Annotated in this window: 25 protein-coding genes; 18 read left to right on the forward strand and 7 right to left on the reverse strand. The window is 70.4% G+C overall.

Features of this window, described 5'->3' with window-relative positions; all coding sequences use genetic code 11:
- Positions 1 to 15 precede the first annotated feature (15 nt).
- The 4 genes from ACFYY1_RS07795 (at position 16) to ACFYY1_RS07810 (ending at position 4,601) form a co-directional block, all read left to right on the forward strand.
- Positions 16 to 1,248: a cytidylyltransferase domain-containing protein gene (locus ACFYY1_RS07795; RefSeq protein ID WP_388582220.1), complete on the forward strand. Its 1,233-nt coding sequence runs from the start codon at positions 16 to 18 to the stop codon at positions 1,246 to 1,248.
- Between the two features lie 43 nt (positions 1,249 to 1,291).
- Positions 1,292 to 2,227, forward strand: a complete 936-nt coding sequence (locus tag ACFYY1_RS07800) for an N-acetylneuraminate synthase family protein (RefSeq protein ID WP_383764273.1) — start codon at positions 1,292 to 1,294, stop codon at positions 2,225 to 2,227.
- A gap of 11 nt (positions 2,228 to 2,238) precedes the next feature.
- Positions 2,239 to 3,294 (forward strand): hypothetical protein, encoded by a 1,056-nt coding sequence (locus ACFYY1_RS07805; RefSeq protein ID WP_388582222.1) that lies wholly within the window; start codon positions 2,239 to 2,241, stop codon positions 3,292 to 3,294.
- Between the two features lie 725 nt (positions 3,295 to 4,019).
- Positions 4,020 to 4,601, forward strand: coding sequence for an XRE family transcriptional regulator (locus ACFYY1_RS07810; protein WP_388582225.1), 582 nt, complete (start codon positions 4,020 to 4,022; stop codon positions 4,599 to 4,601).
- Positions 4,602 to 4,703: 102 nt separating this feature from the next.
- Here ACFYY1_RS07810 and ACFYY1_RS07815 read toward each other — a convergent pair whose 3' ends face one another.
- Complete coding sequence (locus ACFYY1_RS07815; protein ID WP_388582228.1) at positions 4,704 to 4,946, reverse strand: type II toxin-antitoxin system Phd/YefM family antitoxin; 243 nt, start codon at positions 4,944 to 4,946, stop codon at positions 4,704 to 4,706.
- A 289-nt stretch (positions 4,947 to 5,235) separates the two neighbouring features.
- Between ACFYY1_RS07815 and ACFYY1_RS07820 the strand changes: the two genes are divergently transcribed.
- The 10 genes from ACFYY1_RS07820 (at position 5,236) to ACFYY1_RS07865 (ending at position 15,513) form a co-directional block, all read left to right on the forward strand.
- Positions 5,236 to 5,454: a hypothetical protein gene (locus ACFYY1_RS07820; RefSeq protein ID WP_388582231.1), complete on the forward strand. Its 219-nt coding sequence runs from the start codon at positions 5,236 to 5,238 to the stop codon at positions 5,452 to 5,454.
- A gap of 74 nt (positions 5,455 to 5,528) precedes the next feature.
- The gene (locus ACFYY1_RS07825) at positions 5,529 to 6,170 is read left to right on the forward strand and encodes a hypothetical protein (protein ID WP_388582234.1); all 642 of its coding nucleotides are present in this window, start codon (positions 5,529 to 5,531) and stop codon (positions 6,168 to 6,170) included.
- A gap of 180 nt (positions 6,171 to 6,350) precedes the next feature.
- The gene (locus ACFYY1_RS07830; protein WP_388583440.1) at positions 6,351 to 7,577 is read left to right on the forward strand and encodes an amidohydrolase; all 1,227 of its coding nucleotides are present in this window, start codon (positions 6,351 to 6,353) and stop codon (positions 7,575 to 7,577) included.
- A 138-nt stretch (positions 7,578 to 7,715) separates the two neighbouring features.
- Positions 7,716 to 8,756 (forward strand): BMP family protein, encoded by a 1,041-nt coding sequence (locus ACFYY1_RS07835; protein ID WP_388582236.1) that lies wholly within the window; start codon positions 7,716 to 7,718, stop codon positions 8,754 to 8,756.
- A gap of 248 nt (positions 8,757 to 9,004) precedes the next feature.
- Complete coding sequence (locus tag ACFYY1_RS07840) at positions 9,005 to 10,633, forward strand: ABC transporter ATP-binding protein (RefSeq protein WP_388582239.1); 1,629 nt, start codon at positions 9,005 to 9,007, stop codon at positions 10,631 to 10,633.
- On the forward strand, positions 10,630 to 11,748 hold the full coding sequence (locus ACFYY1_RS07845) for an ABC transporter permease (protein ID WP_388582242.1): 1,119 nt from the start codon (positions 10,630 to 10,632) through the stop codon (positions 11,746 to 11,748). The genes ACFYY1_RS07840 and ACFYY1_RS07845 overlap by 4 nt, the downstream gene beginning before the upstream one ends.
- Positions 11,745 to 13,040 (forward strand): ABC transporter permease, encoded by a 1,296-nt coding sequence (locus ACFYY1_RS07850; protein WP_388582245.1) that lies wholly within the window; start codon positions 11,745 to 11,747, stop codon positions 13,038 to 13,040. Before ACFYY1_RS07845 ends, ACFYY1_RS07850 begins: the two co-directional genes overlap by 4 nt.
- On the forward strand, positions 13,037 to 13,435 hold the full coding sequence (locus tag ACFYY1_RS07855) for a cytidine deaminase (RefSeq protein ID WP_388582248.1): 399 nt from the start codon (positions 13,037 to 13,039) through the stop codon (positions 13,433 to 13,435). Before ACFYY1_RS07850 ends, ACFYY1_RS07855 begins: the two co-directional genes overlap by 4 nt.
- A gap of 111 nt (positions 13,436 to 13,546) precedes the next feature.
- Positions 13,547 to 14,824, forward strand: coding sequence for a thymidine phosphorylase (locus ACFYY1_RS07860; RefSeq protein ID WP_388582250.1), 1,278 nt, complete (start codon positions 13,547 to 13,549; stop codon positions 14,822 to 14,824).
- 98 nt (positions 14,825 to 14,922) lie between these two features.
- Positions 14,923 to 15,513, forward strand: a complete 591-nt coding sequence (locus ACFYY1_RS07865; RefSeq protein WP_388582252.1) for a Uma2 family endonuclease — start codon at positions 14,923 to 14,925, stop codon at positions 15,511 to 15,513.
- A 104-nt stretch (positions 15,514 to 15,617) separates the two neighbouring features.
- Here the strand turns inward: ACFYY1_RS07865 and ACFYY1_RS07870 are convergent, their stop codons facing one another.
- The gene (locus ACFYY1_RS07870) at positions 15,618 to 18,905 is read right to left on the reverse strand and encodes a S8 family serine peptidase (RefSeq protein ID WP_388583442.1); all 3,288 of its coding nucleotides are present in this window, start codon (positions 18,903 to 18,905) and stop codon (positions 15,618 to 15,620) included.
- Between the two features lie 285 nt (positions 18,906 to 19,190).
- Between ACFYY1_RS07870 and ACFYY1_RS07875 the strand changes: the two genes are divergently transcribed.
- On the forward strand, positions 19,191 to 19,577 hold the full coding sequence (locus tag ACFYY1_RS07875; RefSeq protein WP_388582255.1) for an STAS domain-containing protein: 387 nt from the start codon (positions 19,191 to 19,193) through the stop codon (positions 19,575 to 19,577).
- A gap of 49 nt (positions 19,578 to 19,626) precedes the next feature.
- Here ACFYY1_RS07875 and ACFYY1_RS07880 read toward each other — a convergent pair whose 3' ends face one another.
- The 4 genes from ACFYY1_RS07880 to ACFYY1_RS07895 all read right to left on the reverse strand — a co-directional run bounded on the left by ACFYY1_RS07880 (position 19,627) and on the right by ACFYY1_RS07895 (position 23,177).
- Positions 19,627 to 19,935, reverse strand: a complete 309-nt coding sequence (locus ACFYY1_RS07880; RefSeq protein ID WP_388582257.1) for a hypothetical protein — start codon at positions 19,933 to 19,935, stop codon at positions 19,627 to 19,629.
- A gap of 8 nt (positions 19,936 to 19,943) precedes the next feature.
- Entirely contained in the window at positions 19,944 to 20,936 is a 993-nt protein-coding gene (locus ACFYY1_RS07885; RefSeq protein WP_317861688.1) for a sigma-70 family RNA polymerase sigma factor, read from the reverse strand.
- A gap of 104 nt (positions 20,937 to 21,040) precedes the next feature.
- Positions 21,041 to 21,757 (reverse strand): L,D-transpeptidase family protein, encoded by a 717-nt coding sequence (locus ACFYY1_RS07890; RefSeq protein WP_388582260.1) that lies wholly within the window; start codon positions 21,755 to 21,757, stop codon positions 21,041 to 21,043.
- 85 nt (positions 21,758 to 21,842) lie between these two features.
- A complete protein-coding gene (locus tag ACFYY1_RS07895) occupies positions 21,843 to 23,177 on the reverse strand; it encodes an MFS transporter (protein ID WP_388582263.1) in 1,335 nt (444 codons plus the stop codon).
- A gap of 62 nt (positions 23,178 to 23,239) precedes the next feature.
- Between ACFYY1_RS07895 and ACFYY1_RS07900 the strand changes: the two genes are divergently transcribed.
- Together ACFYY1_RS07900 and ACFYY1_RS07905 are read left to right on the forward strand one after the other, a co-directional pair.
- Complete coding sequence (locus ACFYY1_RS07900) at positions 23,240 to 24,193, forward strand: LysR family transcriptional regulator (protein WP_388583444.1); 954 nt, start codon at positions 23,240 to 23,242, stop codon at positions 24,191 to 24,193.
- Between the two features lie 146 nt (positions 24,194 to 24,339).
- Positions 24,340 to 24,645, forward strand: a complete 306-nt coding sequence (locus ACFYY1_RS07905; protein WP_388582266.1) for a hypothetical protein — start codon at positions 24,340 to 24,342, stop codon at positions 24,643 to 24,645.
- A 132-nt stretch (positions 24,646 to 24,777) separates the two neighbouring features.
- On the opposite strand, the gene ACFYY1_RS07910 is transcribed toward ACFYY1_RS07905, so the two are convergent.
- The gene (locus ACFYY1_RS07910) at positions 24,778 to 25,548 is read right to left on the reverse strand and encodes an alpha/beta hydrolase (RefSeq protein ID WP_388582269.1); all 771 of its coding nucleotides are present in this window, start codon (positions 25,546 to 25,548) and stop codon (positions 24,778 to 24,780) included.
- Between the two features lie 103 nt (positions 25,549 to 25,651).
- Between ACFYY1_RS07910 and ACFYY1_RS07915 the strand changes: the two genes are divergently transcribed.
- Positions 25,652 to 26,806, forward strand: a complete 1,155-nt coding sequence (locus ACFYY1_RS07915; protein ID WP_388582272.1) for an adenosine deaminase — start codon at positions 25,652 to 25,654, stop codon at positions 26,804 to 26,806.
- The last annotated feature ends 94 nt before the right edge of the window (positions 26,807 to 26,900 follow it).

Consider the following 26,900-nt stretch of genomic DNA (forward strand, 5'->3'; position numbering starts at 1 on the left):
ACTTCAGGAGCAGAGATGACCCCGACCCCCACCGTGCTCGCCGTGATCCCCGCCCGCGGCGGATCCAAGGGCGTACCGGCCAAGAACCTCGCCCAGGTCGGCGGTGTCCCGCTGATCGCCCGCGCCGTACGCGCCTGCCTGGCCTCCCGCGAGGTCACCGACGTCGTCGTGACGACCGACGACGCGGCCATCGCGGACGCGGCCCGCGCCGCCGGCGACACGCTCGGCGCCCCCGAGCGGCTGCACATCGTCCAGCGCCCCGCGGCCATCGCCGGGGACAGGTCCAGCAGCGAGGACGCGGTGCTGCACGCCCTGGACGCCTACGAGGCGATGCGCGAGCGGACCGCCGACGTGGTGCTCCTGGTCCAGTGCACCAGCCCCTTCGTGCTGCGGGAGGACATCGACGGCGTCGCCGCCGCGGTCGCCCGTGACGGTGCCGACACGGCGGTCACCGTCGCTCCCTTCCACGGCTTCCTCTGGCGCGACGGCAGCGCGATCGAGGAGGACAACTACGGCGTCAACCACGACAAGTCCGTGCGCCAGATGCGCCAGGACCGCCCCGAGGACCTTCTCGAAACCGGCACCGCGTACGCCATGGACGTGGCCGGCTTCCGTACCCACCGCCACCGCTTCTTCGGCCACACCGCCCTGGTGCGCACCGACGCCGCACGGGTCCTGGAGGTCGACGACCCGCACGACCTGGCCCGCGCCCGCGCCCTCGCGCCGCTGCTCGACCCGGCGCCGCTGCCCACCCTCGACGACATCGACGCGGTCGTCCTCGACTTCGACGGCACGCAGACCGACGACCGGGTCCTCATCGACGCCGACGGACGCGAGATCGTCGCCGTCCACCGCGGCGACGGCCTGGGCATCGCCGCCCTGCGCAAGGCCGGACTGCCGCTGCTGATCCTCTCCAGCGAGCAGAACCCGGTCGTCGCCGCCCGTGCCCACAAGCTGCGCATCCCCGTCCTGCACGGCATCGACCGCAAGGACCGGGCGCTCAAGCAGTGGTGCGACGAACAGTCCATCGCTCCCGAACGTGTCCTCTACGTCGGCAACGACGTCAACGACCTGCCGTGCTTCGCACTCGCCGGCTGGCCCGTCGCCGTCGCCAGTGCCCACGACTCGGTACGGGCGGCCGCACGCGCCGTCACGACCACTCCCGGCGGCTTCGGCGCCATCCGCGAGATCGCGGCCTGGCTGCTCGGCCCCACCCTCACGACTCCCACCGACCGGTCCCCCAAGTAATCCCGGGTCCCCCGAACCCGTTCTAGCTAAGGAAACACACCTCATGAGCACCTCCCGTCTGCGCACCCTCGGCACCCGCACCGCCGGCCCCGGCAACCCCGTCTACGTCACCGGCGAGATCGGCATCAACCACAACGGCGACCTCGACAACGCCCTCGCCCTGATCGACGTGGCCGCCGAAGCCGGCTGCGACGCCGTCAAGTTCCAGAAGCGCACCCCGGAGATCTGCACCCCGCGCGACCAGTGGGACATCGAGCGCGACACCCCCTGGGGCCGGATGACGTACATCGACTACCGCCACCGCGTCGAGTTCGGCGAGGCCGAGTACCAGGCCATCTCCGAGCACTGCGCCAAGCGCGGCATCGACTGGTTCGCCTCCCCGTGGGACACCGAGGCCGTCGCCTTCCTGGAGAAGTTCGACGTCCCCGCCCACAAGGTCGCCTCGGCCTCCCTCACCGACGACGAGCTGCTGCGCGCCCTGCGCGCCACCGGCCGCACGGTCATCCTCTCCACCGGCATGTCGACCCCGCGCCAGATCCGCCACGCGGTCGAGGTCCTCGGCTCGGACAACATCCTGCTCTGCCACGCCACTTCGACGTACCCGGCCAAGGCCGAGGAGCTGAACCTGCGGGTCATCAACACCCTCCAGCAGGAGTACCCCAACGTCCCGATCGGCTACAGCGGCCACGAGACCGGCCTCCAGACCACGCTGGCCGCCGTCGCCCTCGGCGCCGCGTTCGTCGAGCGCCACATCACCCTGGACCGCGCCATGTGGGGCTCCGACCAGGCCGCCTCCGTCGAGCCGCAGGGCCTGACCCGCCTGGTCCGCGACATCCGCACCATCGAGGCCTCGCTCGGCGACGGCGTCAAGAAGGTGTACGAGTCCGAGCTCGGCCCGATGAAGAAGCTCCGCCGGGTCGCGGGCGTCGTCGCCGAGAACGCCGAGGCGGCCCCGGCCGCCGAGCCGGTCGCGGTCTGACGGGCCGACCGGTGAACCTCGCCTTCGTCGAGAGCCCGGTCCAGCTCCTGAACGTCCTGGAGTGGGCCTACGCAGAGGGAGGCGGCGACCGGGTCCTCACGGACATCACGGTCGTCGTCCTCCCCCCGGTCGACCCGATGTCGCGCGGTCAGCTGCGCCGGATGGCGGAGCTGGCCCGCGACGAGGGCATCAACGTCCGCTGGCAGGAGGCGCGCGGCGGCGCGGGCGCGCCCCTCAAGAGCCTGCGCGACCTGTCCGGACTCGTCCGCAGGGCGCGGCACGTCGTCATCGGCGACCCGTTCTCCCGGTACGTACAACTCCTGCTCACCATGGTGCGGGCCCGCCGCCTCACCGTGGTCGACGACGGCACGGCCACCATGGAGTTCGTCGCCCAACTCGCGCGCGGCGAACGCCTGGTGCGCTGGCACCGCAAGGGCAGCTCGGGCCCCCGCGAACTGGTCCTGGCCCCGGTCACGGCCCGCGCCCGCAGCCGCTTCACCCCGTCCGCCACCCGTACGGTCGAGGTCTTCACGGCCATGCCGGTCGAGGCTCCGCCCGGCGTGGGCGTCACCCCCAACACCTTCGCCTGGACCCGCGCCCGCTTCGGCCCGCCGCTGCTCACCAAGGGCGCCGACCTGGTCGGCACCTCACTGGTCGAGACGGGCGTGGTCGACCGGGACCAGTACCTGGAGGCCGTCGCGGCCCTGTCCCGCACCCACGGCGCGACCCGCTACTTCGCCCACCGCCGCGAGTCCACCGAGAAGCTCCACGCCCTGGAGGCCGCCACCGGCCTGGAGATCGTCCGCCCCGACCTCCCCCTGGAACTCATCGCCCGCCGCGGCCCCATCGGCCGCACGGTCCTCAGCTTCCCCTCCACGGTCGTCCACACCCTCCCCCTGGCCCTGGCCGGCACCGAGGTGAAGGTCGCGGTCTGCGACATCGCCCCGGAATGGCTCCGCGACACGGCATCCCCCCGCGCCCAGGGCTTCCTGAGCGGCGTCACGGAAACCGCCCGCGACGTCCAGCGCCTGGCCCCCTGGCGGGCTACGGCGGTGACGGAGGCGTAGGAACGGCAGGAGACGGGGTGGGGTGCCACGGCAACGTGACACTTGCACCACGAACTGTCACGTCCGCCCACAACCGTGGCTCCGTCAGGTACCACGTGCTGGGGCGGTACGAGGGGATCCGGGCGATGCAACGGGAAGGTGTCCGGCCGAAGGGCGTCCTATGACGCGGGCTGACAACGACCGCTGGCTGCCCATGGGCGCCTCGCTCTGCCAGAAGGCGCTAACACCTTCCCCGTGACTCATCGTCGGCGCCCTGCCCTATGCGGGTGGTTACGGATCTCCACGTTCGCGTCCGTCGCGGCTGAGTAGTCGCCTCGCGCCCTGGCTTCCTGCCTCTGCTCGGCCAGGGCCGCGCACACATCGCACCCCTCTGCCGGTTTCGGGGGCTCCGGGGAGAGCTGAAGGTGTACGGGCTTGTCCATCGTCGTCCTGTGAGCCGTCATGGTCGTGATGCTGCTCGCCCCTTGCGGACGTATCTCGTCATGAATCAGGGACAGTCGGGCCGTTGAGCGCTACGGTTCAAAAAGGCCCAAACGTCGCTGGGGGAAGTCTTGAACGTCGCTCTACGATCGGCTATGGCAGACGCCAAGCTCTCGCCACGGAAACTTGCTGCCCGTATCGGCGTGGCACCCAAGACCGTGGAACGGTGGCTGGCCGATGCCGAGTTGGTACCTCATGCAAGGAATCGTGTCGACGCGTGCCGGGCGCTGAAGGTGGACGAAGAGATGATCTGGCCGAAGGCCGTACAGGAACGCGTGAAGACCGGTCATGACCGCGAGTTGGTACACGCATACCCGTACCGGTCGGCCTGCCCGTCGACGGTGTGGGGCGAGCTGATCGAAGGCGCCACGACGGACATCTTCCTGGCCGGTTACACGAACTACTTCGTATGGCTGGAGCAACCCGCGTTCGTCGACACACTGCGCAGGAAGATCGCGGACGGATGCCGAGTGCGCTTCCTGCTCGGTGACCCTGACGGGGAGGTGACCCACCAGCGTGAGGCCATCGAGGACGTCGCTCTGAGCGTCGCGACGCGCATCCGGATCAGCCTGGAGCACCTGGGGCGCCTCGGCCCGATGGAGGGCCTGGAAGCACGTTTCAGCAGCGTCGAGGACGCCGTCAACCACGTGTCCCTGTCTGTGTTCAGGTTCGACTACGACGCACTCGTCACACCTCACCTGGCTCGGCTCGTCGGTCACGACTCGCCTCTCCTGCATCTGCGTCGCCAGGGCGACAGCGGGATGTTCGACAGGTTCGCGGAGCACGCCGAGGAACTGTGGAGCCGGGGCGTGCCCCAGATGCTGTGAGGCCGTGACCAGGGAGCACAACCACTCTCGTGATCCCGCCGGTGAGTTCGGTGGAGTCGTCGGGCGACCTCGTGACGACACACGCGCCGAGCAACGATCTCATCAGGGAATCCCGAAGGCGTCGGCCAAGCCGTCCGGCAGGTCGTCGAAGTCCTTCCTGATGTGGATCTGCCCCTGGAGCGAACCGCGTTCGGTCCGCTTCACCCGGGTGCGGAGCGGCACGATCTTCCCCACTGGCTCTCCAGATCTGAAGATCACCATCTCCTCGCCTGTGGCCACCTGCTCCAGGATGCGCGAGAGGTGGGTCTTTGCCTCGTGGGCGTTGTACTGACGAACTGCTTCCATGACTCCCTCACAGGGACGGATCAGAAGGTGGACCGACCACTGCACCATGTTTACCCCGCAGGGCCGGGGTGCGCCGTGACGGCGCCGTCACGGCGCGCTCGCGATTTCCGCGCCTCGCGGCCTGGCCTCCTGCCCCGTCCGCCGGAGCTGCGCAGGCATCGCGGCCCTCTGCCGGTCGAGGAGGTGCCGGGGGTGCCGTGGCAACGTGACACCGGCACCCTGGGGTGTCACGTCCGCGCACGACCTGTACGTTCGGCGAGGGGCGGTGGGGCATGCGCGTCGTAGAGGAATGCCCGCAGAGATTTCGCTGCTGCGTCTGCGGCGGTACACGGCCGGTGCGTCGGACTGCATCACCGTGGAAATGGCGGTGGAGCACCTGCCGACCCGCCAGTGGTTCGGAGCGCATGCGGGGTGTCTCAACGGAGTGTTGGCCGAGGGCTTCGGCGTTGAGCTCCACTTGATGCAGGTCGAACGTTCCCTCGACATCACGGATCACCCTGACTCGTAAGTGGCTTACACCCAGGGTTCGTTGGGGGTAAGCCCTGATAGCGGCAAGGGTCCGCCGGGCACGAGCATCGGCGCATGACGACGATGCGGATGGCGACGGAGCGACCGGGTGGAGCGGCCGGCACGGATGGTGCGGCCGGGGTGACGCTGGGAACGGCCCTCCTCGCGGGGCCGGCCCTGATGGCCGGGTACGGGGTGGTGCGGCTGGTCGGGCGGGGCATCGGTGATTACGGGCCCGGGGTGTGGTGGACCGCCGCGCATCTGCTGTTCCTGGCCGGGGTGCTCGCCTTCGTGCCGGTCTTCCTGGGGCTGCGGAAGCTGGCCGGGGAGCGCGGGGGCGGGCGGGTCGCCTGCGAGGTGGCCGCCTGGGCCGGTCTGCTCGGTACGGCGGCGGTGGTGGTGCAGGCGGTGATCGACCTGGGGGCCGCGTTCGTCTCGGCGGACAAAGAGGCCATGAGCGAGATGTTCGACCGGGTGCAGGGCGTGCCCGGTGTGATGCCGTTGGTCTACACGGTGGTGCCGATGCTGTTCTGGCTCGGGCTGCTGGCCCTCGTCACCCTGCTCGCCTTCCTCCGCCGTGACCTGGTCCGGGCATGGGCGCCTGTGCTGGTGCTGGCGGGGACTGCGGTGATGGCCGTGAGCCTGGATCTGCTGCCGGTCGGGGCCCTGTGCCTCGGGGCGGCGCTGATGCCGGTGCGCCGGGGGCTGTCCCGCTGATGGAGGCCGGTGGCCCGTACCGGCCGCCGATCATGGCGCAAAAGGGGGCGAGTTTACCCACCCGGCCGTCACCTCACACGCCACGACGCAGTCATTTATTCGTCTATGTGGCTGAACTTTTCTTGTTTCATGGTCAGTTGAAGGGGGAAGGGCCTTACCCTTCACCAGGTGAACCAGTTGATGTCCCGCGATTCCGATGCCCAGTCGTCCGGTGACGAGGCACTGCCCGGCACCCTGCCCGAGGACCTGCGTGCCGAGCTGATCGCCTTCCGGCGCGACCTGCACATGCATCCCGAGCTGGGCAACCAGGAGTTCCGCACCACCGCGGCCATCAAGGCCCGGCTGGAGAAGGCGGGCCTCGAACCCCGGGTGCTCGACACGGGCACGGGGCTCATCTGTGACGTGGGGAGCCGCGAGGGCGAGCGGCGCCCGATGCTCGCCCTGCGGGCCGACATCGACGCCCTGCCCATCCCGGACACCAAGACCGGCGTCCCGTACCGCTCCACCGTCCCCGACCGGGCCCACGCGTGCGGGCACGACATCCACACCACCTCGGTCCTCGGTGCCGGGCTGGTGCTGGCCGAGCTCGACCGGCGGGGGCTGCTCCCGAACCCCGTACGGCTGATCTTCCAGCCGGCCGAGGAGGTACTGCCCGGCGGGGCGCCCGACACGATCCTGTCCGGGGCGCTGGAGGGCGTCGGGCGGATCATCGGGGTGCACTGCGACCCGAGGGTGGACGTGGGGCGGATCGGGCTGCGGGTCGGGGCGATCACCTCGGCCTGCGACCGGCTGGAGGTGTCGCTCGATGGTCCGGGCGGCCACACCGCCCGCCCGCACCTGACCACGGACCTGGTCACCGCGGCCGCCAAGGTCGCCACCGAGGTGCCCGCGCTGCTGGCCCGCCGGGTCGACGCACGGGCCGGGCTCGCCGTCACCTGGGGGCGGCTGGAGTCCGGTCACGCCTGCAACGTGATCCCGCAGCACGCCGAACTGTCGGGCACCGTCCGCTGCCTGGAGCTGGCCGCCTGGCGGGAGGCCCCCGACCTGGTGCACGCCGCGATCGACGAGGTGGCCGGGATGCACGGCGCCAAGACGGTGATCAACTACGTCCGGGGCGTCCCGCCCGTCGTGAACGACGCCGCCATGATCGATCTGCTCGCCGCGGCGATGACCGCGCGCCGCGGATCGTATGCGATCGAGGACACCGAACAGAGCCTGGGCGGCGAGGACTTCTCCTGGTACCTGGAACACGTCCCCGGCGCCATGGCCCGGCTCGGGGTCCGCACGCCCGGTGACACGGCCCGGCTCGACCTGCATCGGGGTGATTTCGACGCCGATGAGGAGGCGATCAAGGTCGCCGTGGAGCTGTTCACTGCCTCCGCGTTGCTCGACCGCAACCATCTGTGACCGGAGACGTCACCGCTGGTTCGCGACGATCCGATAACGGCTTCCGTACAGGGCTTTATCTGACATCTACGCGCGTTACGATCGCCGCGAAACCAGCGCCGGAAGAGGCGCTTCGGTCAGGTTTGAAGGAGCCTTCCCTTGCGCCGGGTATCCAAGATCACCGCTGCGTGTGCCGTCACCGCGACCCTCGCACTCACCGCCAGCGCGTGCGGTGAGTCGTCCACCGAGAGCTCCGGCTCCGACAAGGGCAAGATGAAGATCGGCATGGCCTACGACGTGGGCGGCCGTGGTGACAACTCGTTCAACGACTCCGCCGCGCGCGGTCTGGACAAGGCCAAGGCCGAGTTCGGTGCCGAGACCAAGGAGCTCACCGCCAAGAACGGTGAGACCCCCGCCGACCGTGAGCAGCGCCTGGAGTCGCTCGCCGAGGGCGGCTACAACCCGGTCGTCGCGGTCGGCTTCGCGTACAAGGACGCGGTCGACAAGGTCGCCGCCAAGTACCCGAAGGTGAACTTCGGTCTGGTCGACTCGGTCGCCACCGCGAAGAACGTCGACAGCATCGTCTTCACCGAGGAGCAGGGCTCCTACCTCGCCGGTGTCGCCGCCGCGCTGAAGTCGAAGGACGGCCAGGTCGGCTTCATCGGCGGCGTGGACCTCCCGCTGATCAAGAAGTTCGCCGCGGGCTTCCAGCAGGGCGTCCTGGAGACGAACCCGAAGGCCAAGGTGCAGATCCAGTACCTGTCCACCGGTTCGGACCTGTCCGGCTTCGGCAGCCCCGACAAGGGCATGGCCGCCGCCAAGGGCATGCTCGACAAGGGCGCCGACGTCATCTTCGCCGCCGCCGGCGGCTCGGGTGCCGGTTCGATCGAGGCCGTCGCGGGCAAGAAGGGCGCCTGGTCCATCGGCGTCGACTCCGACCAGGCCCTCGACCCGGCGCTGTCCAAGTACAAGGACACGATCATGACCTCGGTCGTGAAGAACGTCGACGGCGGTGTCTACGACCTGGTCAAGTCCGTCAAGGACGGCAAGCCGCTGACCGGCACGCAGACGTACACGCTGGCCAAGGACGGCGTCAGCCTGACCACCACGGGTGACCACATCAAGGACATCCAGGCCAAGCTCGACGAGGCGAAGAAGAAGATCGCCGACGGCACCATCAAGGTCAAGACCACGACCTGATCCACCGTCGATCGGGGCCCGGGTGAGCCGCTTCGGCTTCACTCGGGCCCCGATTTCACGTACGGGCCCGGCCGACGTGCCGTAGCCGTACGCACACGGTCCGCCACCTGTCATCAGGTGGCCAACGATTCGGTGGCGCTACGCGCGTAGCATCCACCGGGCGCGATACCTTTCACGCTCCCACCGCCTCCGCCCTCCGCTCCTGCCAAGGAGAGTGCGCCATCAACGCGTCCAGCAGTCCCCATGCCGTGGAGCTCCGCGGCATCACCAAGCGGTTCCCCGGGGTCGTGGCCAACCACGACATCGACATCACCGTGCGCCGCGGCACCGTCCACGCCCTCGTCGGCGAGAACGGGGCCGGCAAGTCCACTCTGATGAAGATCCTTTACGGCATGCAGAAGCCGGACGAGGGCACCATCGCGGTGGACGGCGAGCAGGTCTCGTTCCACAACCCCGGTGATGCCATCGCGCGCGGCATCGGCATGGTGCACCAGCACTTCATGCTCGCCGACTACCTCACCGTCCTGGAGAACGTCGTCCTCGGCTCGGAGAAGCTGTACGGGATCGGCGACCGGGCCCGCGCGAAGATCAAGGAGATCTCCGACTCGTACGGTCTGGGGGTCCGCCCGGACGCCATGGTCGAGGATCTCGGGGTCGCCGACCGGCAGCGCGTGGAGATCCTCAAGGTCCTCTACCGCGGCGCCCGCACCCTGATCCTCGACGAGCCCACCGCCGTCCTGGTGCCGCAGGAGGTCGACGCGCTCTTCGACAACCTGCGCGAGCTCAAGGCCGAGGGCCTGACCGTCATATTCATCTCGCACAAGCTGGGCGAGGTCCTGTCGGTCGCCGACGAGATCACCGTCATCCGGCGCGGTACGACGGTGGGCACCGCCGACCCGAGGACCACCACGACCAAGCAGCTCGCCGAGCTGATGGTCGGCAGCGAACTCCCCTCGCCCGAGACCCGCGAGTCGACCGTCACCGACGTGCCGATGCTGACCGTCGACGGGCTGCGGCTGAGCGCCACCGACCCGGACGGCGTGGTGCGTTCGGTCCTCGACGGGATCGGCTTCACCATCCACAAGGGCGAGGTCCTCGGGATCGCGGGCGTCGAGGGCAACGGCCAGTCCGAACTCGTCGACGCCATCATGGGCATGCGCCAGCTCGACGCCGGGGTGCTCACCCTCGACGGCGCCGACATCTCCCGCACGCCCACCCGCAAGCGCCGCGAGGACGGCATGGGCGTCATCCCCGAGGACCGCCACCGGCACGGACTGCTGCTGGAGGCCCCTCTCTGGGAGAACCGCATCCTCGGCCACGTCACCGAACGCCCCAACAGCAAGGGCGCGTTCCTCGACCTCAAGGGCGCCCGCGCCGACACCGAGCGGATCGTGCGCGAGTACGACGTGCGCACCCCCGGCATCGACGTCACCGCCGCCTCGCTCTCCGGCGGCAACCAGCAGAAGCTGATCGTCGGCCGCGAGATGAGCCACGCCCCCAAGCTCCTGATCGCCGCGCACCCGACCCGGGGCGTGGACGTCGGCGCGCAGGCGCAGATCTGGGACCAGATCCGCGAGGCGCGCCGCGAGGGTCTCGCGGTGCTGCTGATCTCCGCCGACCTGGACGAGCTGATCGGCCTCTCCGACACCCTGCGCGTCATGTACCGCGGCCGGCTGGTGGCGGACGCCGACCCGGCGACCATCACCCCGGAGGAGCTCGGCTCGGCGATGACGGGCGCGGCCACCGGCCACCTGGAAGCCCCGGACGAGTCAGCGGCACCCGAGGACACGGCGGCCGACAGCTCCGACAGCTCGGACAGCTCCGACGGCGCCGACAGCACCGACACCGACCCCCGGGACGGGGGAGAGGACCGATGAAGAAGATCGACAAGGAGCGGCTGCTCCTGGGGATCGCGGCCCCCGTACTCGCGATCGTGGTCGCCTTCCTGGTGACCGCACTCGTGCTGGCCGCCACCGGCAAGGAGCCGTTCAGCGCCTTCGGCATCATGTTCGACTACGGGATGAAGTCGGACAGCCAGGTCTACATCCTCAACAAGGCGACGACGTACTACCTCGCGGGTCTCGCGGTGGCTATCGGCTTCCGGATGAACCTCTTCAACATCGGCGTCGACGGCCAGTACCGCCTCGCCGCCTTCTTCGCCGCCGCCGTCGGCGGCGCGCTGACGCTGCCCGGCGCCCTGCAGATCCCGCTGATCATCCTCACCGCGATGATCGTCGGCGCGATGTGGGCCGGCATCGCCGGTGTCCTCAAGGTCACCCGGGGCGTCAGCGAGGTCGTCTCGACGATCATGCTGAACGCCATCGCGACCGCGATCATCGGCTACCTCCTCCAGCAGGGCCGCCTCGGCCACCTCGACGAGGCCGGCACGAAGATCTCCACCAAGCCGATCCCGGAGTCCTCGCACTTCTTCGAGTTCCCGACCACCCCGTCGCCCGTCTGGGGCTTCATCGTGGTCGCGGTCGTCGCGGGCGTCGCCTACTGGTTCACGCTCTCGCGCACCCGCTTCGGCTTCGACCTGCGCACCGTCGGCCAGTCCGGCTCCGCGGCCGAGGCCAGCGGTGTCGACGTCAAGAAGATGGTCATCACCTCGATGCTGATCTCCGGCGCCGTCGCCGGTCTGATCGGCATGCCGACCCTCCTCAACGACAGCTACGAGTACAGCGGCGACTTCCCGGTCGGCATCGGCTTCACCGGCATCGCCATCGCTCTCCTCGGCCGCAACCACCCCATCGGCATCGCGCTCGGCGCGCTGCTCTGGGGCTTCCTGGAGCGCGGCACCGGCAAGCTCGAATTCGAGGGCTACGACAAGGAGATCGTCGGCGTGATCCAGGGCGTCATCGTCCTGTGCGTCGTCATCGCCTACGAAGTCGTCCGCCGCTACGGACTCAAGCGCCAGCAGAGCAAGGTCGGCGCGGAACTCGCCGCACAGGCCGCCGCCCGTAACAACGACCAGCAGGAGGTGTCGGCGTGAGCGCCACGGCGACTTCCACCCCGCCCCCCGCGGCCCCCAAGGTCGCCGGCGACAAGGGCGGCCGCACCCGCCTCTCCTTCCCCGTCGTCCTGCTGATCATCGCGGGCGTGCTGCTCGCGCTGTCCGCCGTGCGCGTCATCACCGGCGCCGAGGACATCACCTCCGCCGGCCAGATCAGCGCGGCGCTCGCCATGGCCGTACCGATCGGCCTCGCCGGTCTCGGCGGCCTCTGGGCCGAGCGGGCCGGCGTGGTCAACATCGGCCTCGAAGGCATGATGATCCTGGGCACCTTCTTCGGCGCCTGGGCCGGCTGGCAGACCGACCCGTGGCTCGGCGTACTGGCCGGGGTCGTCGGCGGCATGCTCGGCGGACTGCTGCACGCGGTCGCGACCGTCACCTTCGGCGTCGACCACATCATCTCCGGCATCGCCATCAACATCCTGGCGCTCGGCTTCACCACCTACTTCGCCAAGCTCTGGTTCAACTCGGGCGAGGCGGCGGCCAAGGGCGGCAGCCCGAAGCAGTCCCCGCCGGTCGACGAGATCACCTCGGTGACGATCCCGGGCCTCTCCGACTGGCTGCACTCCATCGAGACCGAGGAGCACCACCGGTTCTTCGTCTCCGACCTGGCCGGCGTCATCGGCGGTCTGGTCACCAACGTGTCGCTGCTGACGATCCTGGCCATCGTCCTGTTCGTGCTCACGTTCTTCGTGCTCTGGAAGACCTCGTTCGGGCTGAGGCTGCGCTCCTGCGGCGAGAACCCGGTCGCCGCCGAGTCGCTCGGCGTGAACGTCTACAAGTACAAGTACATCGCGGTGATCGTCTCCGGCGGCATGGCCGGCCTCGGCGGTGCCTTCCTCTCGCTGGTCACCTCGCACATCTACAACGAGGGCCAGACCGGCGGCCGCGGCTACATCGGTCTCGCCGCGATGATCTTCGGCAACTGGCGGCCGGGCGGGCTCGCCATGGGCGCCGGCCTGTTCGGCTACGCCGACGCGCTCCAGCTGCGCAACGGCGGCCCGTCCGTCCACGCGCTGCTCCTGCTGCTCGTCGTCGTGCTGGCCGCGCTCGCCGCCTGGAAGCTCTACCGCAAGAGCTTCGTGCAGGGCGGGGTCAGCGCGGTCATCGCCGCCGCGGTGCTGGTCTGGTACCTCGCCACGGACACCGTGCCCACCGAGTTCGTGAGCGCCACCCCGTACATCGTCACGCTGCTCGTCCTCTCGCTCTCCGCCCAGCGGCTGCGGATGCCGAAGGCGGACGGCATGCGCTACCGCAAGGGCCAGGGCAAGTGACGGCCGCCGCGGAGGTCGACTGGGCGGCGCTGCGGAGCGCCGCACGGTCCGTGATGACCCGCGCGTACGTCCCGTACTCGCACTACCCGGTCGGCGCCGCGGCGCTCGTGGACGACGGCCGTACGGTCTCCGGCTGCAACGTCGAGAACGCCTCGTACGGCATCGGGCTGTGCGCCGAGTGCGGACTGGTCTCCCAGCTGCACGCCACCGGCGGCGGCCGGCTGACCCACTTCACCTGTGTGGACGGGGCGGGCGAGATCCTGGTGCCGTGCGGCAGGTGCAGGCAGCTGCTGTACGAGTTCGGCGGCCCCGAACTCGTCCTGGAGACGCCGGACGGGCTGCGCACGCTCGACGAGATGCTGCCGCAGGCGTTCGGCCCGAACCATCTGAAGTAGAACTTCGGTGGCCCTCCCGCACGTCGGGAGGGCCACCCCCGTTCCCACCCTCTATGCGCGTAGAGTCATGGGGACTCCTGCGTACGCACCGGCCGGAAGGAATTCCAGGACATGGACGCCATCTCCGTCATCCGCACCAAGCGGGACCGAGGCGAGCTGAGCCCCGAGCAGATCGACTGGGTCATCGACGCGTACACCCGCGGTGAGGTCGCCGACGAGCAGATGTCCGCGCTGGCCATGGCGATCCTGCTGAACGGCATGAACCGCACGGAGATCGCCCGCTGGACCGCCGCCATGATCGCCTCCGGCGAGCGCATGGACTTCGCGTCGCTCTCCCGCCCCACCACCGACAAGCACTCCACCGGAGGCGTCGGCGACAAGATCACCCTGCCGCTCGCCCCGCTGGTCGCCGCCTGCGGCGCCGCCGTGCCCCAGCTCAGCGGCCGGGGCCTCGGCCACACCGGCGGCACGCTCGACAAGCTGGAGTCCATCCCCGGCTGGCGCGCCCACCTCTCCAACGAGGAGATGTTGAACGTCCTGGACACCACCGGCGCGGTGATCTGCGCCGCCGGTGACGGGCTCGCCCCCGCCGACAAGAAGCTGTACGCGCTCCGCGACGTCACCGGCACCGTCGAGGCCATCCCGCTGATCGCCAGCTCCATCATGTCCAAGAAGATCGCCGAGGGCACCGGCGCGCTCGTCCTGGACGTCAAGGTCGGCTCCGGCGCCTTCATGAAGACCATCGAGGACGCCCGCGAACTGGCCTCCACCATGGTCGCCCTGGGCACCGACAGCGGCGTGCGCACGGTCGCCCTGCTCACCGACATGGCCACCCCGCTCGGCCTGACCGCGGGCAACGCCCTGGAGGTCCGCGAATCGGTCGAGGTACTGGCCGGCGGCGGCCCCAAGGACGTCGTCGACCTCACCCTCGCCCTGGCCCGCGAAATGCTGGACGCGGCCGGACTCAGGGACGCCGACCCGGAGAAGGCCCTCGCCGACGGCTCCGCCATGGACGTCTGGCGCCGGATGATCTCCGCCCAGGGCGGCGACCCCGACGCCACGCTCCCGGTCGCCCGCGAGCAGCACGTCGTCACGGCCCCCTCCACCGGCGTACTGACCCGCCTGGACGCCTACGACATCGGCGTCGCCGCCTGGCGCCTCGGCGCGGGCCGGGCCCGCAAGGAGGACCCGGTCCAGGCCGGCGCGGGCGTCGAACTGCACGCCAAGCCGGGCGAGACGGTGACGGCCGGCCAGCCCCTGCTGACGCTGCACACCGACACCCCCGAGAAGTTCGACTACGCCCTGAAGGCCCTGCCCGACGCATACGACATCGCCCCGTCCGGCACGACGTTCACCGCCACCCCGGTGGTGCGGGAACGTATCGCCTGACCTGCGGTTTCCTCGTACGGGTGAACGGGACCGGTGGACCGCCGCCGGTCCCGTTCGGCATGCTGGACTCGGTGACGTTCCGACAGGAGGAGACCGTCATGAGCGCACCCGCCGTCGAGCCCGCGCGGGGCGACGGTCAGGAATGGGACGACCTCGTCCGGATCTGGGAGGAGACGGACGCACCCGAGGGCTGCAAGGTGCAGATCATCGAGGGGATCGTCACCGTGGAGCCACCGCCGTCCAAGGACCACAACAACACCGCGGGACTGCTGCAGCGCAGGTTCTACGGCGTCATTCCGGAGGACTGGGGGATCTACCAGCGGCTCGCTGTGTCCGTGCCGGGACGGGGCGGGATCTACATGCCCGATCTCGCCGTCGTGCCGGACGCGGCGACGGCCGGGCCGGGCAACCGCATCCCGGCCGAAGAAGCCCGGCTCGTCGTCGAGATCACCTCGCAGGCCAACGCCAACCACGACCGCATCGGCAAGGTGCACGGCTACGCGAAGGCCGGGGTCGAGCTGTTCCTGCTGCTCGATCCGTGGCACTCGGGCCGCCCCACCGCCACGCTCTACGGGGAACCCGACGGCGGAACCTACCGGGTGCTGGACACGGTCGAGTACGGGGAGAAGCTGACGCTGCCCGAGCCGTTCGGGCTGGACCTGGACACCGGGATCTTCCCAGTCAGCTGAGCGACATCTCGGTGCCGGTTTCCTTGGAAACGCGAGCGGCCCGCCGGGGCGGAGGGATCCGTCCCGGCGGGCCGCCGTCGTGCGGTCGGGGTGGGGCTACGTGCTCACTTGCCGAAGTAGGCGTTGTAGATCGACACCGACGACTTGTTGCCCTTCTTGTCCGTGACGTTCGCCCGGTAGGAGATGGACTTCCCCTTCGCCGGGTTCTTCACGGAGATCTTGCCCGCCTTGACCGTGGCCTTCTTCCAGGTCTTGCCGGCGTCGTAACTGACGTACACCGTCAGCGACTTGAGGTTCTTTCCGGCGGCGGCGCCCTGCACCTTCACCGGCACCGAAGCGGTCCGGCCCGAGGTCACCTTGCCGTCCAGCGTCACGTTGGGTGTGAAGCGGACCGTGGAGATGGGCAGCAGGGTCTCGGTGGCGGTCTTCTTGGAGCGGAAGGTCCAGCTCGCGTCGATCCGGGTGGAGAGGGTCGTGGCCTTCGGGTCGAGCCGGACCGAGCTCGTCAGCCGGTAGTCGGCGGTGCCGGCCGGCACGGTGAAGGGCACGCCCTCCAGCGGGTCCGCGTTCTGGGCGAGCCTCGCGCCGTTGCGGTACAGGACGGTCTTGACCGAGCTGTACGCCTGGGAGCCGGTGTTGCCGTTGCCGTCGGCCGAGATCGGCAGCATCGGGACGATGGAGTTGCCGTCGCGGATGATGCCGTTGCCGGAGCCGAGCGCCGGACCGAACACCGCGGTGTTGGCCTTCTTCGCGTAGGTCTTGCCCGCCTTGAAGGTCTGCGGAGCGCCGATGGTGTACATCGCGTCGATGCCCGGGACGCCGTCGGCGTCCGGAGCGCCGTCCTGGATGAAGTCGAAGGCCCACTTCACCTTGTCGGCGGTCGAGACGTACGCGGTGGTGGTGCCGGGCACCTTGTGCGGCGACCAGGCCGCCCAGCTGCCGTCCGAACCGGGGAACGTGCTCCAGGCCGCGACCTCGCCGGTCTTGCCCTTGAGGGACGCGCCGAGAGCGATGTTCACCTTGGACAGCTGGCCGGAGGTGAACTTCCGGCTGTAACCGGTCGAGGCCCGGGTCACCGGACCGTCGAGCGCGATGTCGTACCGGGTGGAGGCACCCTTGGTCCAGGAGCCGATCCACTGCGCGGAGAGCGAGCCGTCGGTGACCGCCGGGCCGAAGTGCGCGGTGCGGAAGCCCTGGTACGAGTCGAGCAGCCAGCCGTAGCCGTATTCCACGTCCTTGTTCTTGAACTGGAGCTCCGACGCGCCCAGTTGAGCCTTCGTTCCGGTGGCCGGCAGGGTCATGCTCACCGGCTTCGCCTTGCGCGCGTCGAAGGTCACCGTGACGTTCTTGGTGATGTCCAGCTTCGGCTGGGAGAGCCAGTCGGTGCCCTTGGCGCCGTTCTCCGGGTCGACGTACACGGCTGCGTTGAGCGTGTAACCGCCCTTGGGAACACGGACCTTTCCGGTTCCGCCCCGGCCGGTCGGGGAGACCCAGGTGCCCAGCGCCGGGCCGGAGAGGCCGTAGAGGTCGGACTCGGTGAACTCGGCGGGCTTGCCGTCGCGCCCGATGGTCTTGACCGTGAGGTCGTACGACTCGATCTCGCGCTCGACCGCGGCCGCCGTGCGCACGCTCTGGCCGCCGCCGGTCCCGACGACGTACGCGGAGTACGTGCCGTCGGCCGTACCGCCCAGCTTGGTGTTCACGGTCAGCGGCACCTCGGCGGTGCCGCCCGCCGGGACGGTCACCTTGTCGGTGCCGAGGGCGAAGAAGCCGGCCGGGGCGGGCTCGCCCTTCGGGCCGGTCGCGGTGACCGCGAGGTCGAGGGTGACGTCGCTGTCGCCGAGGTTGCGGTACGTCACGGCCTTGGTGACCGGGGCGTCGTCGGTGTGCGGCCACTGCTGCAGGCCGAAGCTCAGCGAGACCGGCTCGGCGACGACGGTCTGGGCGACCGCCCGGTCGACCGCGATCCGGCCCGTTCCCTGCTCGAACGGCGTGTACGCGCCCGGCTTCGTCGAGGCGGTCAGCGCGCCCTTGAGCTCGGCGTACTTCCACTCCGGGTGTTGCTGCTTGAGGAGCGCGGCGGCGCCCGCGACGTGCGGGGTCGCCATCGACGTACCGGAGATCGTCAGGTAGCCCGGCGGGTTCTGGCCGACCTCCTGGTCGATGGCGGAGCCGGGGGCGGCCGCCGCCGTGATGTCCACGCCGGGGGCGGTGACATCGGGCTTGATCGCGCTGTCGCCGATGCGCGGGCCACGGCTGGAGAAGTCGGCCAGCTCGTCCTTGTCGTCGACCGCGCCGACGGTCAGCGCGGCGTCCGCGCTGCCCGGGGAGCCGACCGTGCCGGCCATGTCGCCCTCGTTGCCCGCCGCGATGGCGAACAGGACGCCCTTGTCGGCCGACAGCTTGTTGACCGCCGCTTCGAGCGGGTCCACCTCGGGGGTGTCGCCGCCGCCGAGGCTCAGGTTGATGATGTCGGCGCCCTGCGCGACCGCCCACTCCATGCCGGCCAGGATGCCGGCGTCGTCGCCGAAGCCGGCGTCGTCGAGCACCTTGCCTTCCAGCAGCTTGGCGTCCGGGGCCACCCCCTTGAACTTGCCGCCCGACTTGGCGCCGGTACCGGCCGCGATCGACGAGACATGGGTGCCGTGGCCGACCCGGTCCTTGGCGTCGGGCGAGGCGGTGAAGTTCTTCGTGTCGAGGATCTGGCCCGCGAGGTCGGGGTGGGTGGCGTCCACGCCGGTGTCCAGGACGGCGATCTTGACGCCCTTGCCGGTGTAGCCGGCCTTCCAGGCGGCCGGGGTGCCGATCTGCGGGACGCTCTTGTCGAGGCTCGCCCGGCGTACGCCGTTCAGCCAGACCCGGTCGATCCCGGCGGTGGTGGTGCGCTGGGCGCCGGGCGAGGGCTTGCTGGTGAGCGCCTGCCAGATGTCCTGGGCGTCGCGCTGCGGGGTGATCACCGACTGGGCGTTCAGCGTCTTCAGGGTCCGGTCTACCCGGGTGGAACCGGCCGCGCGGACCTCCGCCTTCGCGTCGGCGGCCTTCGCGCCCCGGTAGGAGACGATCAGCTTCAGGCCCGACTTCTGGGCCCGGCGGTTCTCCGCGCGGCTCAGCTCGGTGACGTCGAACAGCCTGCGGTCCAGCTTCCCGGAGCTGATCAGGCGGTGCGCGTCGGCGGGGACGAGCAGGGTGTGCCCGTCGACTATCTGCCGCTGCACGGGTATGTGCTCGCGCCCCTCGGCGGCCCGGAAACCCATGATCCGGCCCTTGGCGTCCACCGTGACGACGTCACCGGTGATCAGCGTCAGCCGGTTCTGGGCCGAGGGCCACTGGGTCCTGGCCCCGGTGCCGGACTGCTGGGCGGCGTCGGGCTGTGCGACGGCCGGGCTGGTCATCCCGGCCGCGAGTGCCACGGCGGCTGCCGCGGCGATGGTCGAAACACACGCGTTTCTCACGTGTTTGCGCAACTCTCCCCCTGGAGAATCGGGCGGCCCGCGAGGGGCCGCTGGTCAGTCGGTGCGACGGGGACGCCGCACCGGCCGGTTCACGTACCTAGAGGGGGAATTGGGCGGTCGGGTTCACAGGAGGCCCACAAATAACCGGAGTTGACGGAAGTTCACCGATCAGCACCGCGGGCGCGGCACCCGTCGGGAAGTCGGGAAGCAGGCATCCGGGCAGCGATGAGTTTCGGCCGCCGGGCCGGTCTCTCTGATGTGGAAGCCATGACCCCGATCGTTCTCGTCGTCACCGGCCACGTCACCAGGGACGTGGTGCCGGGACTCTGCGCCGAGCTGGAGGCGCTGCTGTACGGCCCCGACGGCGCCGCCCGTGCCCCGGGCGCCGGGGTGGACTGCGACGTGGGCGGCGTCGTGCGCGTCGATCTGGCCCTGGTCGAGGCGATAGCTCGGCTGGGGCTCGTCGCACGCCGGGCGGGCGGCCGAAGGCTGCGGCTGCGCAATGTGCCGCCCGAGCTGCAGAGCCTGCTGGACCTGGTCGGGCTGGCCGACGTGGTGGACCTGGAGTGCGGGACGGGTACGGGGGCGGAGGAGAGCGGGGGCGGGGGCTGAACGGCACGGGCTACCCCGGTCCCGCCGCTCGCCCCCGTCCCCGCCCCGTTCAGTCCGTGATCCTGGCCACGTCGCAGACCACCACCCGGAGCTGGGCGCTCCCGCTCTCGACCGGGGCCGCCGACGCCTTGAGGAGCGAGGCGACGTCGGTGGGCCGCGGCGAGGAGGCGGCGGCGAGGTCGTCGCAGGCGGACTCGGGCTGCGGCCCCGGCTCACGGCCCGGCCCGGAGGGCCGGGCCGTACCGGGCTCGGGACCACCGGTGGCGGACGGCTCACCCATCCACTGGGTCAGCCCCCAGCCACCGGCCGCCAGTACCACCCAGCCGGCCACGAGTCCGTTCCGTATCCCGCGTCTCATGCCCGGTCTCACACCGCCGCGTCGTCGTCGAGATGGTCCGGCAGCCCGAAGAGCGGGAACCAGCGCGGCGTGTCCAGGAAGCAGTGCATCCCGGTGATCGCCCCGTCCGAGATGTCGATGACCTGCACCGCCCACGGCACGAACCCGGGCCCGTCCGGATTCGGCTTGTAGTGCGCGAACGCCGGGGTGCCGTTCGCCGACGTCGCCACCAGGCGGGAGCCGGCACAGCTCGCGCCGATGGAGAGCATGAAGCCGGTGATGTCGTCGTGCCCCTGGAGCCAGAGGTCGAACGGCGGCATGGTCATCACGGCGTCCTCATGGAGCAGCGCCGTCAGCGCCGCCATGTCGTAGCCCTCGAAGGCCGCCACGTACCGCTCAAGGAGCTTGCGCTGCTCCTCGTCGAGCGGATTCGCGGCGTCGGCGGGCTTGCCCTCGTGTTCGGTGAGGGTGGCCCGCGCCCGCTGGAGGGCGCTGTTGACCGAGGCGACCGAGGTGTCGAGCAGCTCGGCGACCTCGCTCGCCTTCCAGGCCAGCACCTCGCGCAGGATCAGCACGGCACGCTGCTTGGGCGGCAGGTGCTGGAGCGCGGCGACGAACGCCAGGCGCACCGACTCCCGCGCCACGGCGGCCTCCGCCGGGTCGGCCACCGTCGGCAGGATGCGGCCGTCCGGCATCGGTTCCAGCCAGGTGTTCTCCGGGAGGGGATTGAGCGCCGCCTGGGCGAGCGGGGTCGGGCCCGTCAGATCGACCGGACGGGCCCGCTTGTTGCCCGCGTTCAGCATGTCCAGGCAGACGTTGGTGGCGATGCGGTACAGCCAGGAGCGCAGCGAGGAACGCCCCTCGAACTTGTCGAAGTTGCGCCAGGCACGCACCAGCGTGTCCTGCACCGCGTCCTCCGCCTCGAAGGCCGAGCCGAGCATCCGGTAGCAGTAACCGGTCAGCTCGACCCGGTGTCCCTCCAGACGGCTGTCGACGTCCGTCGTCGCTGTCAGATCACTCATTGCTCCACCCCTGTTGCGCTGTGACACCGCTCACCGGCACTCCGGAAGCTACCGCAGGCCACTGACAACGCGGGCGTGAAGTATCGAAGCCGCCCTGTTTCGGGTCACGTTCCGGGCTTGCGTCCGTACACGTATACGTCGTCGCCGTTCTTCAGCAGCTTCCAGTACGACTTGGCGTCGGCGGTACGCATGTTGACACAGCCGTGCGACCCCGGCGGGTTCCACATCTTCACGCCCACCGCGTGGAACGCCTGCCCCCCGTCGAAGAACTGGGAGTACGGCATCGACACGTGGTAGATCGACGAGACGTGGTCGATGTGGCGCCAGTAGATCTTCTTCGACCCGGTGCGGGTCTCGTACCCGTCGCGCCCGGTCCGCACCGGCACGGGGCCGAACTTCAGCTTGCTGCCGTCCTGGATCCAGCTCAGCTGCCGGGTCAGGTCCACACACGCGATGCGCCCCTTGTCGGTGGGGCACTTCTTGTCCTTGTTCGGATTCTTGCCGGCCGCCTTCTGGGCGGTGAGCGTCTTCATCGTGCGCCAGGTGACCGGACCCGCGTACCCGATGGTGGGGGTGACCCCGTAGGTGCTCTGGAACGACCTGATCGCCTTGCAGTCGGCCGCCGACTGCTTGCCGTCGACCGGCCGCTTCAGGTACTTCTCGACCTGCTTCTGGTACGGCCCGGTGGACGTCGTGCAGGACGCCGCCTGCGCCGACCCGCCGGTGGCCAGCACCATCGCCGGCAGTGCGGTCAGTCCCGCGACCGACAGCGCGAGCCCGCGCCGCAGCCGGACTCCCCGTGTGTTCCCCGCGACTCCCATGTACGCCAACTCCCCTTCGCGCGCCGTGAGGTGGTTCCGTCTTCTAGACGCGCGTCGGGGAGCGGATGGTTGTGCGTGGTATGTCTCAGTTCTGTACAGAGGCCATGCCCCGGTGCCGCACGGAGGCCACCGGCACCGTCCGGTGCCGCTCGGCGCGGGCGGCCCGCGACCCGTACAGGGTGATCGAGACGACGCCGAGGACCGCGAGCAGTCCCAGCGAGACGGTCCCGGCCCAGCCCCCGGCGTGGAAGGCGACCGCGCCGAGCGTGCCGCCCGCGCTGGAGCCCAGGTAGTACGCGGACTGGTAGAGCGCCGACGCCTGGGCGCGGCCCTTCGTCGCGGTCCGGCTCACGGACGAGGAGGCGACCGCGTGCCCGGCGAAGAAGCCCGCCGTGATCAGGACCAGGCCGAGGAGCACGGCGTACAGCTGGTCGGCGAGCGAGAGCAGCAGACCGGCGGCCGTGGTGGAGACGGCCAGGTACAGCGCGCCCCGGCGGCCGAGCCGGGCGACCAGCTTGCCGGCCGCGGCGGAGGAGACCGTACCGACGAGGTAGACCAGGAAGATCGAGCCGACGACGCCCTGCGGGAGGTTGAACGGCGCCTCCACCAGGCGGTAGCCGATCACGGTGTAGACCGCGCCGAACACCGTCATGAACAGCGCGCCGATCGCGTACAGCCGGCGCAGCAGCGGATCGGCGAGGTGCCCGCCGACGGTCTTCGCGAGGGCCTTCGGGTTCAGTGTCCCGGGGGTGAAGTTCCGGGCCCGGGGGATCATGAAGTGGAAGACCACGGCGCAGACCACGGCCAGCAGGCCGACCGCGCCGAGCGCCGCGCGCCAGCCCCACAGCTGGGCGATCCAGCCGGTGAGGATGCGGCCGCTCATGCCGCCGATGCTGTTGCCGGCCACGAACAGTCCGATCGCGGCGACCAGCGCCTTCGGCCGTACCTCCTCGGCCAGGTACGCCATCGCGGAGGCGGGCAGCCCGGCCAGTGCCGCGCCCTGGACGGCGCGCAGCGCGATCAGCCAGCCCAGCGAGGGGGCGAAGGGGACGAGCAGCCCGACCAGTACGGCGACCGTCAACGAGGCGGTCATCATCTGCCGCCGTCCGAACCGCTCGGAGAGCGCGCTCATCGGCAGTACGCACAGTGCCAGTGCGCCGGTCGCCGCGGAGACCGTCCAGCTGGCCTGTCCGGCCGTGGCGCCGAAGGAGGCGGAGACGGCGGGCAGCAGCGCCTGCGTGGAATAGAGGAGTGCGAAGGTCGCGACACCTGCGGCGAAGAGCGCGAAGCTCATCCGGCGGTAGCCGGGGCGGCCGGGTTCGAGACGGTCCGGCGCGGCGGAGTCGGTGGTGGCGACGGGGGACGGCTGGGGCGAGGCGGCCACGGTGAGGGTGGACGCCCCGGTACTGGCAGGAGGCATGCTTCGAAAGTAGGCTCTCCGGTTTCATGCGTCCAATGCACGAACTGGCGATAATCAATCCCATGGTGCATGAACACAGCTCACAGCCCCGGCTGTCACCGAGTAGTTACGAAGAAGACATTCGCGCCGTGCTCGCGCCGCGACTGGCCCACTTCGAGGCGGTGGCCCGCCACGAGCACGTCACGCGCGCCGCGCAGGAGCTCGGCGTCCCGCAGTCGACGCTGTCGCGGGCGATGGTCAGGCTCGAACAGGACCTGGGAGTCGCCCTGTTCGCCCGCAAGGGCCGCACCGTCTCGCTCACCCCGGCGGGCCGCACCTTCCTCGGCTCCGCCGAGCGGGCCCTCGCCGAGGTCGAGAAGGCCGCCGACTCGGTACGGGCCGACGCCGACCCGGCCACCGGCAAGGTCGCCTTCGGCTTCCTCCACACCATGGGCTCGGAGACCGTCCCCGCCCTCCTGCGCGCCTTCCGCGCCGACCACCCCCGGGTCCGATTCCAGCTCGTGCAGAACTACGGCGAGGCCATGATCGAGCGCCTGCGCGCGGGCGGCCTCGACCTCTGCCTCACCTCCCCCGTCCCGGACGCCCCCGACCTCGTCGCCCGCCGCCTGGACGAACAGCGCCTGCGCCTCGTCGTCCCCGAGGACCACCGCCTCGCCACTCGCCGGCGCATCCGCCTCGCGGAGGCTGCCGACGAGAAGTTCGTGACCCTCGAACCGGGTTACGGCCTGCGGCGGATCACCGACGACCTGTGCGCCGAGGCGGGCTTCACGCCCCGGATCGCCTTCGAGGGCGAGGAGGCGGAGACCCTGCGCGGCCTGGTCGCGGCCGGGCTCGGCGTGGCCCTGCTGCCGCCCCCCGCGGTGGCCCGCCCCGGCGTCGTCGAGCTGACCGTCACGGCCCCCAGGGCGGCCCGCGAGATCGGCGTCGCCTGGCTGGACGGCCACCCGGACACCCCACCGGTCGCCGCCTTCAAACGCTTCCTGCTGTCGAGACGGGGACACCTGCTGCCGGACTGACCCGGCCTGCCCCGGACTGACCCGGACCGACTCGGCCTGACTCCGACCGACCAGGAGTCGTGCCATGATCGATTTCAGCCGGTACGGAGCGCCTGACCTGCGCACCTCAAGCCGTCCGGTACCTGAGTCCAAACGAGGGAGAGCACATGAAGCGCGTCATGCGCGGCCTGACGTCCGCCGCCGCCACCGCAGTCCTCGCCGGTGGCCTGATCGTCGCCCTGCCGGGCGCGGCGAGCGCCAACGACTACGGCTACACGTGCAAGAACTGGAAGACCGGCAGCTCCGCCTGGACCGCCTCCTGCGCCGTGACGCGCGGCAAGGCCCGCACGGTGACGGAGTGCTCCAACAGGACGATTTACGGCGCCTGGGTCGGCAAGGGCAAGTGGAAGTTCGGCGGCGACTGCGGCCAGTACGCGCTGCGGGCCTACGACGTCCAGTGGAAGAAGGCCTGACTTCTTTCGCCGCGGCTCCCCGCCCCGGTCCCGCGGACCGCGGCGGGGAGCCGGGGCGGGAGCCCCGCGCCCCGCAGACACCTCACGCGCCCGCCTGTCGCCCCGTCAACTCCCTCAACTCCCTCAACTCCCTCAGCTCCGCAGCGACTTGCCGAATCCCGCCGCCAGCGGCATCCGCAGCCCCAGCGGCGGCGGTGCCGCCAGCGCGTCGGCGACCGGCCGCGCGTAGGCCCGGCCGAACAGCGAACCGCACACGAAGTCCGCGGCCAGGGCCGTCACTTCGGCCCGGTGCTGGCGCAGCCCGTGGCCGTCCGAGTGGACCTCGAAGCGGCAGGTGTCACGGTTGGCCTTCTTGGCCCGCTCGGCCAGACGGAAGGACAGCTCGGGGTCGGTCCGGGCGTCGTTGGTGCCGTGGACGAGCAGCACCTGGCGGCCGAGCAGGTGCTTCACCGGCTCCGCCCCGTCCGCTCCCTCCGCCCCGCCCTCGGGCAGCCACGGGGCCATCGCCAGCACGGAGTCGACCGCCGCGTGGCCGCCCGCCCGGAGTGCGGCCCGGCCGCCCATGCCGTGGCCGGCCAGGCAGACGGGGACGTCGCCGTAGCGCCGTACGACCTCCTCCACCGCCCACTCGGCGTCCGCCGCGAGCTGCGCGTCCGTGGCGTTCCAGCCCCGGCAGCGGTAGCGCACGACATGTGCGGCGAGGCCGTCGTCCTGACCGGCACGGGCCAGGGCGCGGGCCAGCGGCAGCTGGAGTGCGTAGGAGAGAGGGGAAGGGCGGCGGTGCGAATCGGCCTCGCCGTCCGGGAGCAGCAGAACAACGCCGCTGACCGCGGTTGGAGCTCCGGCCGTCCTGACGGCCCGTCCCAGCCTTGCGTCGGGCAGGGGGAGTGCGCGCTGTGCCATGACAGAACAGTGTCAGAAGGACAGGTGTACTCCACCCGTATTCGCGGTCACTGTTACGCATCGGCAAGCGACAATCTACGCGCGTAGGCGCTAGAGTGCGCAAATGATGAGCCCGACCCTTCATGTGCCCGGCCAGGATCAGATCCGGCGTGCACCCAAGGTGCTTCTGCACGACCATCTCGACGGCGGCCTGCGCCCGGGGACGATCGTCGACCTCGCCCTCGCGAGCGGATACGAGGGACTCCCCGAGACCGAGCCCGACAAGCTCGGCATCTGGTTCCGCGAGGCGGCCGACTCCGGTTCGCTGGAGCGCTACCTGGAGACGTTCGCCCACACCTGCGCCGTCATGCAGACCCGCGACGCGCTGGTCCGGGTGGCCGCCGAATGCGCCGAGGACCTGGCCGCGGACGGTGTCGTCTACGCCGAGGTGCGGTACGCCCCCGAGCAGCACCTGGAGGCCGGGCTGACCCTCGAAGAGGTCGTCGAGGCGGTCAACGAGGGCTTCCGCGAGGGCGAGCGGCGCGCCCGCCGGGACGGGCACCGCATCCGTGTGGGCGCCCTCCTCACCGCGATGCGGCACGCCGCGCGCTCCCTGGAGATCGCCGAACTCGCCAACCGCTACCGCGACCAGGGCGTCGCCGGCTTCGACATCGCGGGCGCGGAGGCGGGCTTCCCGCCCACCCGGCACCTCGACGCGTTCGAGTACCTCAAGCGCGAGAACAACCACTTCACCATCCACGCGGGCGAGGCCTTCGGCCTGCCGTCGATCTGGCAGGCGCTCCAGTGGTGCGGTGCGGACCGGCTCGGGCACGGGGTCCGCATCATCGACGACATCGAGGTCGCCGACGACGGCGGTGTGAAGCTCGGCCGACTCGCCTCCTACGTACGGGACAAGCGCATCCCGCTGGAGCTGTGCCCGACCTCCAACCTCCAGACCGGCGCCGCCGCCTCGTACGCCGAGCACCCCATCGGGCTGCTGCGCAAGCTGCATTTCCGGGCCACCGTGAACACGGACAACCGGCTGATGAGCGGTACGAGCATGAGCCACGAATTCGAGAAGCTGATCGAGACCTTCGGATACACGCTCGACGACATGCAGTGGTTCACCGTCAATGCGATGAAGTCGGCATTCATTCCTTTTGATGAGCGTCTGGCGATGATCAACGATGTGATCAAGCCCGGATACGCCGAGCTGAAGTCCGAATGGCTCTTCGAGCAGACCGCCGCGACCAGCGTTTCTTCCGCTTCTGCGGGCTGATCGACGCCCTTGCCGAGAAGGGCCGGGACGCCGAATTCCCGGCCTTTCCCGGTGTGTCGGCATGTTTGCGGGAAGGGTGGTGGGCTGGCTACTT

This window comes from Streptomyces sp. NPDC001890 (genome assembly GCF_042891445.1).
Taxonomy (GTDB): domain Bacteria; phylum Actinomycetota; class Actinomycetes; order Streptomycetales; family Streptomycetaceae; genus Streptomyces.